This is a genomic window from Campylobacter concisus, assembly GCF_002913865.1.
In the GTDB taxonomy this organism is placed as follows: Bacteria; Campylobacterota; Campylobacteria; order Campylobacterales; family Campylobacteraceae; genus Campylobacter_A; species Campylobacter_A concisus_AM.
Map to the genome: position 1 here is coordinate 1 of NZ_POYX01000028.1, position 15397 is coordinate 15397.

13 protein-coding genes, 2 tRNA genes and 3 pseudogenes are annotated in these 15397 nt (G+C 39.0%); 5 read left to right on the forward strand and 13 right to left on the reverse strand.

What is annotated here, in order from left to right; all coding sequences use genetic code 11:
* The 7 genes and pseudogenes from CYP77_RS01895 to CYP77_RS01925 all read right to left on the reverse strand — a co-directional run.
* Positions 1–713 (reverse strand): annotated as a pseudogene (locus tag CYP77_RS01895) (C4-dicarboxylate ABC transporter); the annotation flags it as partial.
* Between the two features lie 60 nt (positions 714–773).
* Positions 774–1643, reverse strand: a complete 870-nt coding sequence (era, locus tag CYP77_RS01900; RefSeq protein ID WP_012001742.1) for a GTPase Era — start codon at positions 1641–1643, stop codon at positions 774–776.
* The gene (hslU, locus tag CYP77_RS01905; RefSeq protein ID WP_012001741.1) at positions 1640–2962 is read right to left on the reverse strand and encodes an HslU--HslV peptidase ATPase subunit; all 1323 of its coding nucleotides are present in this window, start codon (positions 2960–2962) and stop codon (positions 1640–1642) included. Before hslU ends, era begins: the two co-directional genes overlap by 4 nt.
* 8 nt (positions 2963–2970) lie before the next feature.
* Positions 2971–3504, reverse strand: a complete 534-nt coding sequence (hslV, locus tag CYP77_RS01910) for an ATP-dependent protease subunit HslV (RefSeq protein WP_103567505.1) — start codon at positions 3502–3504, stop codon at positions 2971–2973.
* Positions 3505–3951: a 50S ribosomal protein L9 gene (rplI, locus tag CYP77_RS01915; RefSeq protein ID WP_009293837.1), complete on the reverse strand. Its 447-nt coding sequence runs from the start codon at positions 3949–3951 to the stop codon at positions 3505–3507.
* Between the two features lie 23 nt (positions 3952–3974).
* Positions 3975–5198, reverse strand: coding sequence for an argininosuccinate synthase (locus tag CYP77_RS01920; protein ID WP_103567504.1), 1224 nt, complete (start codon positions 5196–5198; stop codon positions 3975–3977).
* Positions 5199–5379: 181 nt separating this feature from the next.
* Positions 5380–6918, reverse strand: a complete 1539-nt coding sequence (locus CYP77_RS01925; RefSeq protein WP_103567503.1) for an inorganic phosphate transporter — start codon at positions 6916–6918, stop codon at positions 5380–5382.
* A gap of 130 nt (positions 6919–7048) precedes the next feature.
* Between CYP77_RS01925 and CYP77_RS01930 the strand changes: the two genes are divergently transcribed.
* From CYP77_RS01930 to CYP77_RS01945, 4 genes are all read left to right on the forward strand, one after another.
* A complete protein-coding gene (locus tag CYP77_RS01930; RefSeq protein WP_103567502.1) occupies positions 7049–7951 on the forward strand; it encodes a disulfide bond formation protein DsbA in 903 nt (300 codons plus the stop codon).
* Positions 7952–7981: 30 nt separating this feature from the next.
* Positions 7982–8413: a GatB/YqeY domain-containing protein gene (locus CYP77_RS01935; RefSeq protein ID WP_009293851.1), complete on the forward strand. Its 432-nt coding sequence runs from the start codon at positions 7982–7984 to the stop codon at positions 8411–8413.
* 194 nt (positions 8414–8607) lie between these two features.
* Positions 8608–8682: transfer RNA gene (locus CYP77_RS01940), tRNA-Gln, on the forward strand.
* Positions 8683–8709: 27 nt separating this feature from the next.
* Positions 8710–8784: transfer RNA gene (locus CYP77_RS01945), tRNA-Met, on the forward strand.
* A gap of 28 nt (positions 8785–8812) precedes the next feature.
* Here the strand turns inward: CYP77_RS01945 and CYP77_RS10310 are convergent.
* From CYP77_RS10310 to CYP77_RS01970, 6 genes and pseudogenes are all read right to left on the reverse strand, one after another.
* Positions 8813–9067 (reverse strand): site-specific integrase, encoded by a 255-nt coding sequence (locus CYP77_RS10310; protein ID WP_223227513.1) that lies wholly within the window; start codon positions 9065–9067, stop codon positions 8813–8815.
* 285 nt (positions 9068–9352) lie between these two features.
* On the reverse strand, positions 9353–9556 hold the full coding sequence (locus CYP77_RS01955) for a hypothetical protein (RefSeq protein WP_103567501.1): 204 nt from the start codon (positions 9554–9556) through the stop codon (positions 9353–9355).
* Positions 9557–9812: 256 nt separating this feature from the next.
* The gene (locus CYP77_RS01960) at positions 9813–10355 is read right to left on the reverse strand and encodes a hypothetical protein (protein WP_103567500.1); all 543 of its coding nucleotides are present in this window, start codon (positions 10353–10355) and stop codon (positions 9813–9815) included.
* A gap of 24 nt (positions 10356–10379) precedes the next feature.
* Positions 10380–11843 (reverse strand): annotated as a pseudogene (locus tag CYP77_RS01965) (DNA translocase FtsK); the annotation flags it as partial.
* Positions 11844–12110: 267 nt separating this feature from the next.
* Positions 12111–12527, reverse strand: a pseudogene (locus CYP77_RS10315) (DNA translocase FtsK 4TM domain-containing protein); the annotation flags it as partial.
* 89 nt (positions 12528–12616) lie between these two features.
* A complete protein-coding gene (locus CYP77_RS01970; protein ID WP_103567498.1) occupies positions 12617–14932 on the reverse strand; it encodes a flagellin in 2316 nt (771 codons plus the stop codon).
* 141 nt (positions 14933–15073) lie between these two features.
* On the opposite strand from CYP77_RS01970, the gene yaaA reads away from it, so the two are divergent.
* A partial coding sequence (gene yaaA, locus CYP77_RS01975) for a peroxide stress protein YaaA (RefSeq protein ID WP_141090828.1) occupies positions 15074–15397 on the forward strand: 324 nt, incomplete at its 3' end.

Here is a 15397-nt window from a genome sequence, read left to right on the forward strand (position 1 = left end):
TTAAAGTAAAAGATATAATCTTCAAAAACTGTATTTAGATCGTAGTTAAAGCCATCATCATCTTTATTTACAAGTCCTCTTTGAGACAAAACTTCGATAAATTTTTCATCACTCAAGCGATCGCCACTTTGCTCTAAGAATTTATCTTTAAGGTAGTTTAGGTTATAGCGGATTTCTCTAGCTGTAAAAAAATCACCATCTAAATATATACTTAAAAATGATTCATCTTTTCTAAGTGCGATAAAGCAGTCTGCTTGAGTGCTAGGAAGCAAGCCTTTTTTATAAATAGCAGAGTAGATCAAAGGCTCAGGCGCAAGGTAGTCGATATATGGGACTTTTTTTGCAACTGCTTTAAAGGTCGAATTTATATCTTCATTTGTGATAGCAAAAACAGTAAAAATTCTCTCTTGAGCTTTTGTAGAGCCTTCTGAGAAAAATATCTTATTATCAAGCGCAGGATCAAGCGAAAGCTCTGCATAGACCTTTGAATAAAGCTCCTCGTAAAGGGTGTCGTTATCGACGCTTCTAGGGATAAAAATAGTTGTTGTTTTTAAGTCTTTAAATTTTATGTATGAGATGAAAAAGTCGCGTTTATTGACTGTTTTTGAAAAGTTAAAAGCTTCTACATTGCTGTTGTGATAACGAAATCCTTTATAGTCATACGGATCTAGTGCAACTATAGAAATTTCACTATTTTTTTTAATATTCATCATGAATCAAAAAACCTTCCTAAACGCTTATATTGGGTATTTTAATATCTTTAAAATAAAAAATCAATAGCCGATTATCTGATTTAGGCTCTTTTCTTCTTTGCTCCACCCTTTTTTAACGACTACATCGAGCTTTAAAAAGACCTTTGTGTTGGTTAAATTTTGTATTAACTTTCTTGCAAAAATTCCTATTCGTTTAATAGTTTCACCATTTTTCCCGATGATCATACTTTTATGGATGTCACGCTCTGTGATGATGCTCGCATAAATTTCTGTTATGCCTGTTTTTTCTTTTACGCTTTTTATGATCGCATCACTAAGATATGGTATCTCGTCGCTTAAATTTTCATAGATCGCTTCAAGTATAAATTCTCTAAAAATTTCCTTCTCGTTTGTCGGCGTAAGAAATTCTGGATCATAAAAGTACTCATGCTCTGGCAAAAGCTTGCAAATTTCATCAAGAAGTGGCTTTTTATAGGTAGGCTGCTTGGTACTAAAAGTAAGCAAAGCTGCAAATTTATCTTGAAATTTCTGGTACTTGGTGATCTTTTCAAGCACTTTTGCATTTGAGCTCTCATCGACTTTTGTTAGCACTAAAATGTGCGGTTTTTCGGGATTTAGAGCTAGAAATTTCTCATAGTCGCTTGTATCATCATGGATAGGCGCTAAAAATACGATGAGATCGCAGTCTCCCATCGATTTTATAGCTTGGCTGATTAGTAGTTGATTTATCGCCTTGTTGCTCTCGTGAAGTCCTGGCGTGTCGGTAAAGATGATCTGATCTTCGCCATTCATCACGATGCCATTTATCTTTCTGCGAGTTGCATTTTGCTTGTGCGAGACAATGGCGATCTTTTCGTTTAGTAGCGCATTTAAAAACGAGCTTTTGCCAGCATTTGTGCGTCCTATGATGCTAACAAAGCCTGATTTCAAAGTATGTACCTCGCTAGATCTTGATCCTCAACCACGTCTTTTAGGCGCTCTTTTACAAGCTCTTTTGTCACATTTATCTTCTCGCCACTCTTTTCGCTAGCCTCAAAGCTGATATCTTCTATCACGCGCTCGATCACAGTGTGAAGGCGTCTAGCGCCGATATCTTCCATCTTTTCATTTGCTGCGTGAGCGATCCTTGCTATCTCTTTTATCGCTTCATCGTCAAATTCTAGCTCGACGTTTTCAGTTGAAAGAAGCGCGATATATTGTTTTAAAAGCGAATTTTTTGGCTGTGTTAAAATTTGATAAAGCGCATCCTCATCAAGGCTATCAAGCTCGACCCTTAGTGGGAAACGGCCTTGAAGCTCTGGGATGAGATCACTTGGTTTGCTTATATGAAAGGCGCCAGCTGCGATAAATAAAATATGATCTGTCTTTAAATTTCCAAATTTAGTATTTACATTTGAGCCTTCAACGATAGGTAGCAAGTCTCTTTGCACGCCTTCTTTGCTTGGGTCTTGCCTGTTTGAGCTACCTGAGCCAACGGCAACCTTATCGATCTCGTCTATAAAGATAATGCCCTCGTTTTCAGCTCTTCTTAAAGCCTCTGTTTTTACGCTCTCAAGATCTAAAATTTTATCATTTGCTTCGCTTTGAAGGGCTTTTTTAGCGTCTTTTACCTTCATCTCTTTTTTGATATTTTTGCCGCCGATGCCAATTATCTTTATAAAGCTCTCTTGCATCTGCGCCATATCAGGTGGCACGTTTGAGCCAGCTTCAAGAGGGTTTTGCTGCACTTCTATCTCGATGCTTAGCTCGTCAAGCTCGCCATTTCTTAGCCTATTTAGCATTTTGTCGTAGCTCTTTGCGTACTCTGCTTGCTTCTCTTCGCTTGCACCTTTTGGAAGTGGCGGAAGTAACTTTGAGACGATCTTTTCTTCGATGTAGGCGTTGATTTTATCTTGATTTTTCTCGCTTTGCTCGTTTTTTACGAGATTATATGAGGCCATAGCAAGGTCTCTTACCATACTTTCAACGTCACGGCCGACAAAGCCAACCTCAGTATATTTACTAGCCTCGACCTTAATAAAAGGCAGCCCCATCATCTTTGAAAGACGCCTTGCGATCTCGGTTTTACCAACGCCAGTTGAGCCGATCATCAAGATATTTTTTGGCATGATGTCATCTTGCAAGCTCTTTTCAAGCTTCATACGGCGGTAGCGGTTGCGAAGTGCGATCGCTATGATCTTTTTGGCGTCTTTTTGTCCGATCACATAGTCATCTAAAAATTTAACAATTTCTCTTGGTGTTAAGTTCATTTTCTCTCTTATTCTAAAACATAAGTTTTGATGTTTGTATTTGTATAGATGCAAATTTCGCCTGCGATCTTGAGGCTCTCTTTGACTAGCTCCTCTTCGTCGATATCGGCAAATTTATCTAAGGCACGGGCTGCTGAAAGGGCGAAATTTCCGCCACTTCCGATAGCTGCTATCTTGCCATCTTCAGGTTCTACTACATCCCCAGTGCCACTAAGTAAGAAAATTTTATCCCTATCAAGCACAAGCATCATCGCTTCAAGCTTTCTTAGATACTTGTCTTTGCGCCACTCTTTGCTAAATTCTATCACTGCTTTTAGCAAGTCGCCCTTTGTATGCTCTAAATTTTTCTCAAACATATCAAAGAGGTTAAACGCGTCAGCAGTGCTACCAGCAAAGCCAGCTAGGACTTTGCCGTTGTGAATTTTGCGAATTTTTACAGCATTGCCTTTTAAGACAGTGTTGCCAAAGCTCACCTGTCCGTCGCCGCCGATGACCGCTTTATTTTTGCCTTTGTAGGCTAAGATGGTTGTCGCATGAAACATCTACTCTCCTTGCACATCAACCTTTAAGGTCGCATTTATCGAGTGACCAAGCTTTATAGAGACATCATAAAGACCAACTGCTTTTAGGTGCGTGTCTAGGTCGATAGCCTTTTTCTCAACTACCAAATGATGCGTCTTTTCAAGCTCTGCTGCGATCTCCTCTTTTGAAACTGAGCCAAAAAGCGAGCCATTTGCGCCAAGAGTTTTCTTGACGACGACTGTCACTTTTGCAAGCTCTTCTTTTAGTTTTTCTAAATTTGCGATCTCATATTTTAGCTCTTCAGCCTTTCTTTTTTGAGCCGCTTCGTATTGGCGAAGCACGTCTGGAGTGGCTGCTTTTGCAAAGCCTTTGCCGATTAAGAAGTTGTTGCCGTAGCCATCTTTTACCTCTTTTATCTCGCCAGCTTTTCCAAGTCCTTTTACATCTTTTATCAATAATACTTTCATTTTTATCCTTTTAAATTTTATTTTTAGTCAAATTTTCGCCCATTTTTGCGTGCGATTATAAAGCGAAGCGCATTTAGCTTGATAAATCCAGCTGCATCTTTTTGATCATAAACGCTATCTTCTTCAAATGTGCAGTATGCCTCGCTAAAGAGATTATCATTTTTACTGCTTCTGCCAAGGATAGTCACATTGCCTTTATAAAGCTCAACTTTAACAGAGCCATTTACGTGCTCTTGGCTCTTGTCGATGAGCGCTTGGAGCATATTTCGCTCAGGTGACCACCAGTAGCCATTATAAACTAGCTCGGCATATTTTGGCATGATCTCATCTTTTAAGTGAGCTGCACCGCGGTCAAGCGTGATGCTCTCTATCGCGCGGTGTGCTTTTAGCATTATCGTGCCACCTGGGGTTTCGTAGCAACCACGGCTCTTCATACCAACTGAGCGGTTTTCTACGATGTCAAGTCTGCCGATGCCGTGTTTTGCGCCAAGGCGGTTTAGCTCGATTAAAATTTCAGCTGGGCTCATTTTTTTGCCGTTTATGCTCACTGGATCGCCTTTTTCATAGCCGATCTCTATGATCTCGCTCTTATCTGGAGCATCTTTTGGGCTTACTGTCCATCTCCACATATCATCTTCTGGTGCGTGGCTCGGGTCTTCAAGCACTAAGCCTTCGTAGCTTATGTGGAGTAAATTTGCGTCCATTGAGTATGGGCTTTTGCCTGGTTTTTTGGTGATATCTATGCCGTTTTTCTCAGCGTATGCTAAGAGCTTTTCGCGGCTGTTTAGATCCCACTCACGCCATGGAGCGATGATAGTTAGATTATCGCCAAGCGCGTAGTAGCCAAGCTCAAAGCGAACTTGATCGTTGCCTTTGCCTGTTGCTCCGTGGCTCACGCCATCAGCACCAACAAGTCTTGCGATCTCGCTTTGGCGTTTTGCTATTAGTGGGCGTGCGATCGATGTGCCAAGCAGATATTCGCCCTCATAGACTGCGTTTGCTCTAAACATTGGAAATACATAATCACGTACAAATTCTTCTCTTAAGTCTTCTATAAAAATATTTTCAGGTTTTACGCCAAGCGCTAGGGCTTTTTTGCGTGCAGGCTCTAGCTCTTCGCCTTGTCCGATATCAGCTGTAAATGTGACTACTTCGCATTTGTATTCGTCTTGAAGCCACTTTAAAATAATACTTGTGTCAAGTCCGCCTGAGTATGCTAAAACAACTTTTTTTACATCTTTTTTCATAGCTGTCCTTTTGTTGAAATGGTCGTATTTTAGCCTAAATTGATTAATCTTTAATAAATTAATCTACTAAATAATGTAAGTAAAATTTTATTTTTCTGATAGTTTTTGTCTGCGAAAATTACAAATTTTAGTTTAAGTGAAATTCGCTTGCAAATTTTAAATTTACAAGCAAAGTGTTTTTCTAAACGCCTAGAAATTTAGCAAGGGCAAAATAAAATATAGCCGATGATATAGCAGCTGCAGGAAGCGTGATGAGCCAAGCTAGGATGATAGGTCTTACCATTTTCCAGTTTGCATTTTTATTTACGATGCCAATGCCCAAAACAGCGCCTATTAGGATATGCGTTGAGCTTACTGGTATGCCAAGCTTTGTAGCTAGAAGTATGACGATACTTGAGGCAAGCTCCGCGCTAAAGCCAGTCGTCGGCAAAATTTCAGCTAGTTTTGAGCCGATAGTTGTGATCACTTCTTTGCCTAAAAACCAGAGTCCAACAACAAGCGAGATGCCAAAGGTTACCATTGCGATGCTTGGTATGGGTGAGCTTTCGTTTATAGAGCCAGTCTTTAGCACGTCAAGCACAGCTGCAAATGGCCCAACTGCGTTTGCGATGTCGTTTGCGCCGTGTGAAAACGCAAAAGATGAAGCGGTAAAAATTTGAAACCATGAGAAAATTTTATTGATACTCTTTTCGCTATCATTTTTGCTCATGACATTTATGATGGCAAGGCTTGCAAGATATGCTAGAGCTCCGATGACGAAGATGATCCAGACTGTTTGGATGATACTAAAGGCTAAATTTATATGCTCAAGCCCTTTAAAAAGCATCATTGATGAGATGACCATCGCGGCAAATCCAGCGATGATCGGGATGTGCTTTTTCATCGCTTTAAAGGTATCTATCTCTTTTTCGCTATCTTTCATGATGCGAATTTTTGATCGGTACTCGCTGTATTCAGTGGTTTCGATCTCGTCCTCATCGATAACTGCGATCTTTGAAAGAGTGGCTATCTGCTCCTCAGCTGGTTTTGTTTTAAGCGCTTTTATAAAGCTTTCTTTATAGGCTTTTCTCTCAGCTTTTAGCGCTTTTAAATTTGTCTTTAGTTCGTGCGTTGGCTCGATTATTTTGCTTTTTACATAGCCAAATATAATGTAAGACATCACGCCACCAAGCAGTGGTGAGATGACCCAGCTAACGGCGATCCTGCCGATCTCGCCCCAAGAGACCATATTAAGTGGCTCAGGATCTTTTATCATAAAACCCATAGCAAGTCCTGCGCCAACGATGCCGCCAACTATCGAGTGAGTGGTCGAGACTGGCAGACCTTTTTTGGACGCATAAAATAGCCAAAGACCTGAGCTAAGAAGAGCTGAGATCATAATGATGACAAATTTCATCGGGTTTATGTCGCTTGGAAATTTCACGATCTCGTTTCTAATCGTATTTGTAACCTCAGATCCTGCAAATATCGCGCCGCTAAGCTCAAAAATGGCTGCGATTACAAGAGCTTGTTTTAGTGTGAGTGTTTTTGCGCCAACGCTTGTGCCAAAGCTGTTTGCAACGTCATTTCCGCCGATATTAAACGCCATAAAAAGCCCAAACATACCAGCGATCAAGAATAAAAAGTAGTTATTTGTCGGGATGTATTGATAGCCCCAAACGAAAAATCCAACGCTGCAAATCGCAAAAATAACTAACGCCAAGAAGTTATCTCGAAGCAATCAAGCCCCCTTGTAAGAGTTTTTAGCAAAATTATATCTTGAAAATTATTAAAGTTTTTAGAATTTTCTCACTTTAAATGATACTAAATTATCATATGTTAGAATTTGGCAAAAATATTAAGGATAAATTTTGGTTATAGCGATCGATCTTGGCTCAAACACCTTTCGCGTGGCACTTATAAAAAAAGAGCAAAATGGTTTTAGTAACGAGCAAATTTGTGAAAAGATAGTTGGAGCTGCAAGGGGCTTAAACGAAAGTGGCAAGATAGGCTTGGAGGCTAAAAATAGGCTCTTTGTTGCGATAGTGGAGGCTAAAAGTAAATTTGACTTTACTAAATTTAAATGCGTGGCAGTCGCGACTGAGGCCTTTAGAGTAGCGTCAAATAGCGAAGAAATTTTTAGTGAGATAAGAGAGAAATTTGACATAAATTTTCATATCATTGATGGGCAAGCTGAAGCAAAACTTACATTTTTGGGCGTGCAAAATGCCTTAAGAAAGCTTGGCATAAATGATAAATTTAGCCTGATCGACATCGGCGGTGCAAGCTCCGAGATAGGCGAAGAGGGAAAATTTAGAAGCTTTAAATTTGGCATCATCACCTTTTACGAGAGGTTTAAAACGCTTGATCTGATGCAAGAAAATGCAAAAATTTATACAAAAGAGGCAAGGGAATTTTTAACAAGCCTTGACAATAGACTTATCGTTCTAACTTCTGGTGTGCCGACTACTATCGCAGCACTAAAGCTTGGGCTAAACTACGAGAGCTATGATCCAAAAAAAGTGAGCGGATATGAGCTTAAAAATGGCGATCTTGCTTGGTTTGTAAATGGGCTTTTAAAGATGGATGACAAAAGCGCTGACGTGGCGGTTGGAAGAAGCAGAAAGTATCCGCTCATCGCTGGGACACTGCTTTTAGAGGAGTTACTAAGCAGGCAAGAAGCGAAATTTATAGTTATCGATGATGGGCTTAGAGAGGGCGTTGGAGCGGCTTATCTGCAAGGCTTATTTCAAGAAATTATCACAAAATTTTAGTTATGATTTCAAAAATTTAAAGGAGAGAAAATGAGTATAAGAGAGCAAATTTTAGCTGATATAAAAGAGGCTATGAAGGCAAAAGATGAGTTTAAAAGAGACACTTTAAGAACGCTAAATGCGGCACTTAAGCAAGTAGAAGTCGATCAAAGGATCGAGATGACAGACGAGGTCGTGCTTCCGCTACTTCAAAAAGAGATCAAAAAGAGGGCTGACTCGGTTGAGCTCTATCTAAAGGGAGCAAGAGAGGATCTAGCCAAAAAAGAGCAAAGCGAGATCGAGCTTATCAAAGCATATCTGCCAGCTCAGCTAAGCGATGATGAACTAAAAGAGAAGATCAAAAGTATCATTGAAAAGGTTGGTAAAAATTTAGGTGCTGTAATGAAAATGGCAAAAGATGAGATCGGAGCTAGCGCTGAAGCAAAACGCATAAGCATGATCGCAAAAGAGCTTTTGGCGTAAAACCAAATAGACCCATGTAAAGTTTCGCATAGCATTTAAAAGCTATGGTTAAATTTTAAATGCTATAAATGCATTTCATTTATTTTTAAATTTTTAAAAAGCTACTTTGAAAAATAAAATAAATTTACATATTTTTTTTAAAAAACCTTGACAAATGGCATTAAAGTCTATATAATTACAATTCTTAAAAACATTGGGGTATCGCCAAGCGGTAAGGCAACTGGTTTTGGTCCAGTCATTCAGAGGTTCGAATCCTCTTACCCCATCCACCTTTAAAAATCCCAAATAACTCTTATCGCGGAGTAGAGCAGTGGTAGCTCGTCGGGCTCATAACCCGAAGGTCGGCGGTTCAAATCCGTCCTCCGCAACCAAATACCAAGGACTTTTACCACCTTTTTGCTAAACACCAACTCCCATACCATCACGTATATCATCAACATTGAGATGCACGTAATGCAGGCTACTTTTAATATCTGTATGACCCATAAAAGCCATCAATTTATGAGCATTAAATCCCTTCAAACTCACTAACCTAGAAGCCACCGTATGGCGTAATACGTAAAGACCGTGAGTGTTGCTAGTCCCTAAATATCCAAGATGGTTTCTAACAGCCCACCACATACGATTTGCTGTATCGTGATTTAGGTGAGTTATAGGACACTTATCTAGGGGTAAGTCTTTGCAGTTATCATAAGGCTAATTAAAAGTGTCAAATTTATTTCGTTAACGTCAAGAGCAATGTTTTTTGTAGTTATGATATAGCTCTTTTAGGTATCAATTAGCACGTTATGCGAATTTGTTTCATAGAGAGTTTAAATATTTTTAAATGCTTTTAGCTATTTTGAAAATTTATTTTTAAATTTTTAACGATAATTTTAATTTGTAAAATTTCATTAACCATCAAATTTGGTAGATAAATTTAAATTAACACAAGGCTTTTTATATCTTATCCGCGACACATCTAACAAGTTCATCTGCATTATCGCCCAGATATTCATCACCCCAAAAATCAATCTTCAAAATTTTTACTAACTCTTTTGAATTTTGCAAATCATCCAGCCAACGACCATCTATATAATCAACCTTTTTAACTTCTGAGAGTAGAATTTTTTGCGTTTTTAGCTCGTAAGTTTTTCTAATCAATATTGCATCATAATCATCCTCTTCTTGCGCATCATCAAAAGATCTGTACTTTTTTATACACTATTCGTATCTCTTATACTCTTCATTGCCCTGATATAGCAAATTTGCACTTTTCTCTAGACTATGATTTATAAAGTCCATTTGCACTATATGCTCTGGTTTAGGACCATTATTATCACTACTAAAATGTTTTATAAGTTTAAAATCTTTTCCATCTAATGCAAAAACATACACCCAGTATCCATACTTGCCATGTCTATAAAAAAAATTTTAGCTCACTATTTTCTATCTCTACTGCAAGCTCTGGTGGATCATAAGCGCCACCATCTTCATGTGGGCTCTCAAAGATATCTCGCTTAGTTACTACAGCCTCATATTTATCACCATTTGAGAGCAAGATTACGACACCACGACGATTTTTATTTACTATTTGGCACCATTTATCGTCTTTGGTGCTCTCATCGCAACCATCGCTAAACGGCATAAATTTTTCCTTAAATGTTTCTTGAGTTACTACAACTACATCCTCTATGTCATCTTTATTTAGATCACCCTTGATGGCATCATATAGTGCAGTTTGTTTTGGCAATGATGCTTTTACAGCCGCTAGCATCTTATCATCTAGCTTGGATAAATTCTCTATCTTATACTCATCACCAGAAAAAGGTATGTTCATCTGCTTTAGAGTTTTTAGCATAGATGTTGAGTTTTTCTCTACATTACTCGTACTAATATCTTGAGCAAAGGTAAAATTTAGCATTAAAAAAGGAATACAAACGAGAACTCCAAATTTAAACATTTTTATTCCTTTATCTTTATAAATTCAAACCAAAATTTCTCTCTGACCTTTTGCGTTTACAGGGCTTAAAACACCCATTTTTTCCATCTGTTCGATTATATTTGCAGCTTTGTTGTAGCCTATTTTTAGGCGTCTTTGTAGGTAGCTGATAGATGTTTTTTGCTCACTTAAGATGATCTCTTTTGCCTCTTCATAAAGCTCATCAAGCTCTTCTTCGCCTAGCACGCCAGCGGCTGGGCCTGCACTAGAGCCCTCCTCTGCTAAGAATTTCTCATCATAGATCACATCTTGCTGCTCTTTTAAGAAATTTACGATCGTCTCGATCTCTTTTTCACTAGCAAATGGCGCATGCAACCTGATCACTCCAGGGCTTCCAGGAGGTGTAAATAACATGTCACCGCGTCCTAGCAAGCTCTCAGCTCCCATTTGATCAAGGATGACCTTACTATCGATCCTCTGCCCTACTCTGTAGCTTATCCTGCTTGGTAAATTTGCCTTTATAAGACCAGTCACGACATCGACACTTGGGCGCTGCGTCGCAACTATCAAGTGTATGCCACTAGCCCTTGCCATCTGCGCTAGACGGCCTATGTAAAGCTCCACGTCTTTGCCGCTAGTCATCATAAGATCGGCTAACTCATCGATGATCACGACGATGTATGGAAACTGCTCGCCGCCCTCACTCTTCATCTTTTCGTTGTAGCTCTCTATATTTTTTGTGCGAGTTTGGCTCATTATCTTGTATCTTCGCTCCATCTCAGCGACCATGTTTGAAAGCGCTGTGATCGCCTTTTTGGCCTCCGTGATAACCGGTGTCAAAAGGTGTGGGATATCGTTATATATGCTAAATTCAAGCATCTTTGGATCTATCATCATTAGGCGCAAAGTTTGTGGGCTATTTCTATAAAGCAAACTTAAAAGCATAGCGTTTATACCCACACTCTTGCCTGATCCTGTTGTTCCAGCGATTAGCAAGTGAGGGAGCTTTTTAAGGTCAGTCACAAAAGGAGCACCAACGATATCCTTGCCAAGCGCCATTGTTAGCGGGCTGCTAGCGTTTTTAAATATCTCGCTCTCTAAAATTTCTTTTAGATAGATCGTCTCTAAATTTTGATTTGGCACCTCGATACCAACGACATCTTTGCCAGGGATCGGCGCTTGAATACGGATAGTTTGAGCCTTTAGCGCCATCGCTAGGTCATCTTGTAAAGTAAGAATTTTACTCACTTTGATGTGTGGGGCTGGGCGAAATTCAAATGTCGTAACGATAGGGCCAGTGTAGGTTCGCACCACGTCGCCATCTATCTTAAATTTACGCAGTTTATCGAGTAAATTTGAAATTTGCTGGTCGATCTCGGCCTCATTTATATTGTGCGAGCGCTTTGGAGGGTCGTTTAGAAATTTAAGCGGTGGCAAAACAAAGTCTTTTGGCTTTTCGACCTTGCCGCGCTCTATCTGATCAAGAAGTTTTTTGTTTTCAGCCACTTCGTTTAAAATTTCAACCCCACTTATAGTTGCAGGTCTGCTCTCTTGTGCTGGCTCCATCTCTGGCTCTGGCTCGCTCTCTAAATTTGGCTCATCATCATTTAGCACCTGCGCGTCTATAAGCTCTTCTTCTTTTATCTCTTCGGCTTTTGGCTTTTTGCGCTCTATCTTTGGTATCTGCCTTGCCCTTACCTCTTTTACGCCTCTGCTTTTTTCTTCATAGCTATTTGGCTCTTTATCTACAAAAGCCTTTCTTAAAACGATGACAAAATTTTCTCTAAAAGCAAGCCCAAGAGAGATGATAAATATCATAAGTATAGCAACCGCAGTGCCGATAGCGCCGATGACTTCTTTTAGAGCTGAGACTATAAAACCACCTATCACGCCGCTATTTGCTCCAGATGTGGTTAGCGCTTGAAACATCAAAAATGCGACAAAAAATAGAAAAATCCCAACCACAAACTGGGCAAAATCAAAGTCAAATTTCTTAAAATTTTTATATACAAAATAGCCTAGAACGATAAGCAAAAATGGATAAACATAGGCGATAAGTCCAAAATACTTGATATTAAAAACACCAAGACTTTGTCCAAGTGAGCCTACAAAATCAGCAGTTGGAGCAGCCGTAGCGATACCAAAATATACAAAAAAACAAACAAAAATAGTAAATAATATATGTCTTAAAATTTTAGATCCTTTTGTTAAAAAGGCTTATTATAGCACGCTTGAGTTTAATTTTTAAAAAATCAGCAAGCTAGGCCTGCTGATTTATCATTTTAGTTTAGATAGTTTAGCAAGCTTAGTTGATTTATCTTAGCGCTTGCTTGAAGTGTCGCTTGATATGAGAGTGAAAGCTGTGTAAATTTAAGGTATGACTCTGCATAGTCTGCGTCTATGACGTCATTTTTAACAGTTAGTACATTTACTTTCATGACCTCTGCACGCTGATTTGTCGCAGTTAGAAGCTTTGTTTGAGAGCCTATCTTTGTAAGCTCTTTATTTGCATGATCCACCAAGTGATCTAGCCTTTTTAAAGCGCCTTGCATGCCTGTATTTCGTGGGTCGTGATTGTTAGCGTCTGCTCTATAGTAGCCATTTCTAACGGCAAATATCATATCATCAAGGTCTTGAAAGACACTTGTGCTTGGCTCATCGATAGTTAAAGCATTATTTTCGTTAAAGCTAAATACTGAGCCCTTACCTTGAGGGTGACTTGCAGCGCCAGCGGTGTTCATGCCAGTGCTATCTCCGTCAAATATATCTCCATTTTTCGCATCATACATGGTTAGCTCTATATTTGTGACAGATTTTGTCTTGTCGGTTAGCACTATCCTGCCCTTATCGTCTAAATTTACCTCTACCGCGCCTTTAGTCTTTGATAAAGCGTCTTTATAGGCGTTATAGTTTTGATCTCTTCTTACCTTTTCGATATCTGTATCAAAATTTGCATTTTCTACGTTTTGAGGGTCAGGGATATTATCGCTTGCAGCCATCGCTACGATGTCCATTAGCTGACGATATGTAAAGTCACTTGCATAGGTTCTGTAACTGCCAAATTCATCTGAGTTATAGACGGTCAAATTTCTAGTTGGAGATACCACACCAGCAGCAGTTGTTGAAGTTATCTGAAACTGCACTGGGGTATTTACTCCACCTACTTCACCCATTTTTACTTTGATGTCATACATTGTGCCAGTTATTGATTTTACTTGAAGACCTATCTCTTGATTATCTATATTGTAAAGCTCTCTCTTTCTTGCATCAACATCTTTTGGGTATAAATTTCTATTGTAGCTCTCTTTTGTGCCAGAAACCTCGCTTAGCTTTGTCTGATCAGTTGCAAACTCGCCCGTTCTTCTAGCTACTTGAGGTAAATTTGCGATTAGTTCATTATCCTTTCGCTCAAATCTAACCTTGTCATAGTCAAATGCGTTTGTTAAATTTCCATCTTTATCAAGATATTTGCTCTTTGTAAATTCAGTTATATGAACCGTTTTTGGCACAGCATTTGCCATATTTTCAAGCGTTTGTAGCGAATTTATCGTATCAAGTGTATTATTTGGAGCTATCGCACCACGATTTGCCGCCACAGAAGTAGCTGCAACCATGTGAAAGTCTATCGTTTGATTGCCTTTAGTGAGGTCTTTTATGTTAAATTGTCCGTCGTTATTTATGCTCACATCGACAACTTTTGTCGTCTTTGTGTTGCCAAATTCCATACCGATCTTCTCCATCAAACCAGCCATTGATGTATCGGCACTCATCTTAAATTTACTTGTAAATGTCGTGCCGTCTGGCTTTTTGCCCTGCATGAAAAAGTATGTGTCAGGGAAATTTACATTTGAAGTATCCAAAAAGTCATAATCTGGCTCGATCGTGCCTTTATAAGAGCCGTCACTGCCCACGACTGAGTCGCTAGCGTAGTTTAGACCGATCATATTTTTTATCTTACTATTTTCGTCAAGATATTTTGGCGCATAAGCGATGTCGGTTCTAGTTTGATCAGCTAGCATCACGTTTGTTGTTAAAATTTTGTTGTAGTCGCCATCTTTTCCTAAAAATAGATCAAATCCAGGGATATTGTAAGGTAGCTCAACCTGTGCGCCAGCTGAAGTTTTCATATAGTCGCGGTTGCCTTGATATTTGCCTGAGCCATCGATCGGCTTAGTATCCACAGCACTTCCTGAGAATAAAAACTGCCCATTTATAGAGGTATTTGCGATATTTACAAGGTGGTTTTTGATGCCCTGAAGGTCGTTTGCCAAAGCTTCAAGAGAGGTTGTGCTATGCACATCGCTGGCTGCTTGAACGACTTTAGTTTTAAAATTTTCAAGCTGTTTTTCAAATTCTTTCAGCGCATTGTCTGTGTTTTTTGCAAAATTTACTGACTTACCAGTAGCATCTGCCACTTGAGTGAGAGTGGTCGCTTCATAATCAAGCCTCATAGCATCGTTATAAACCGCAGCGCCGTCGTATGGATCTTGTATTTTAAGTCCGTTTGAGAGCTGCTGGTAGCTTTTATTTACGCCAACCATATTTTTTTGATAGTCGTGCAAAGTCTGACTAAAACGTAGTTGATTTGTAATTCTCATAATTTTTCCCTAAATTTTTATTCACTCTAAGCAAGAATAATTCCGCTTTGTGATATATCGGTGAAAATTTGATTTTTTTTAGTGCAAAAAAGTTTTATTGTATAATCTGCCAAAATTTACATATATAAAATAGGAAAGAAAATGGCGTTAAAAATCCTCTTCTCACCAAGCGAAAGCAAAATTTCTCTAAACACAAGTGATAAATTTGATGGCAAAAATTTGATATTTCACGAGCTTTTTAACAAAAGGGCTGAAATTTTAAATAAATATGATGAGTTTTTAAAAAGTGCAAATTTAGACGAGATAAAAAAGCTTTTTGGGCTAAAAGAGCTTGAGGATAGCAAGCAGCTGCGAGAAAGCCTTTTTCAAAAGGGCAGCATAAAAGCTATCTTAAGATATGACGGCGTTGCCTACAAGCACTTAAACTACCGCGGGCTAAGCGATGGGGCTCAAAAATATATAGAT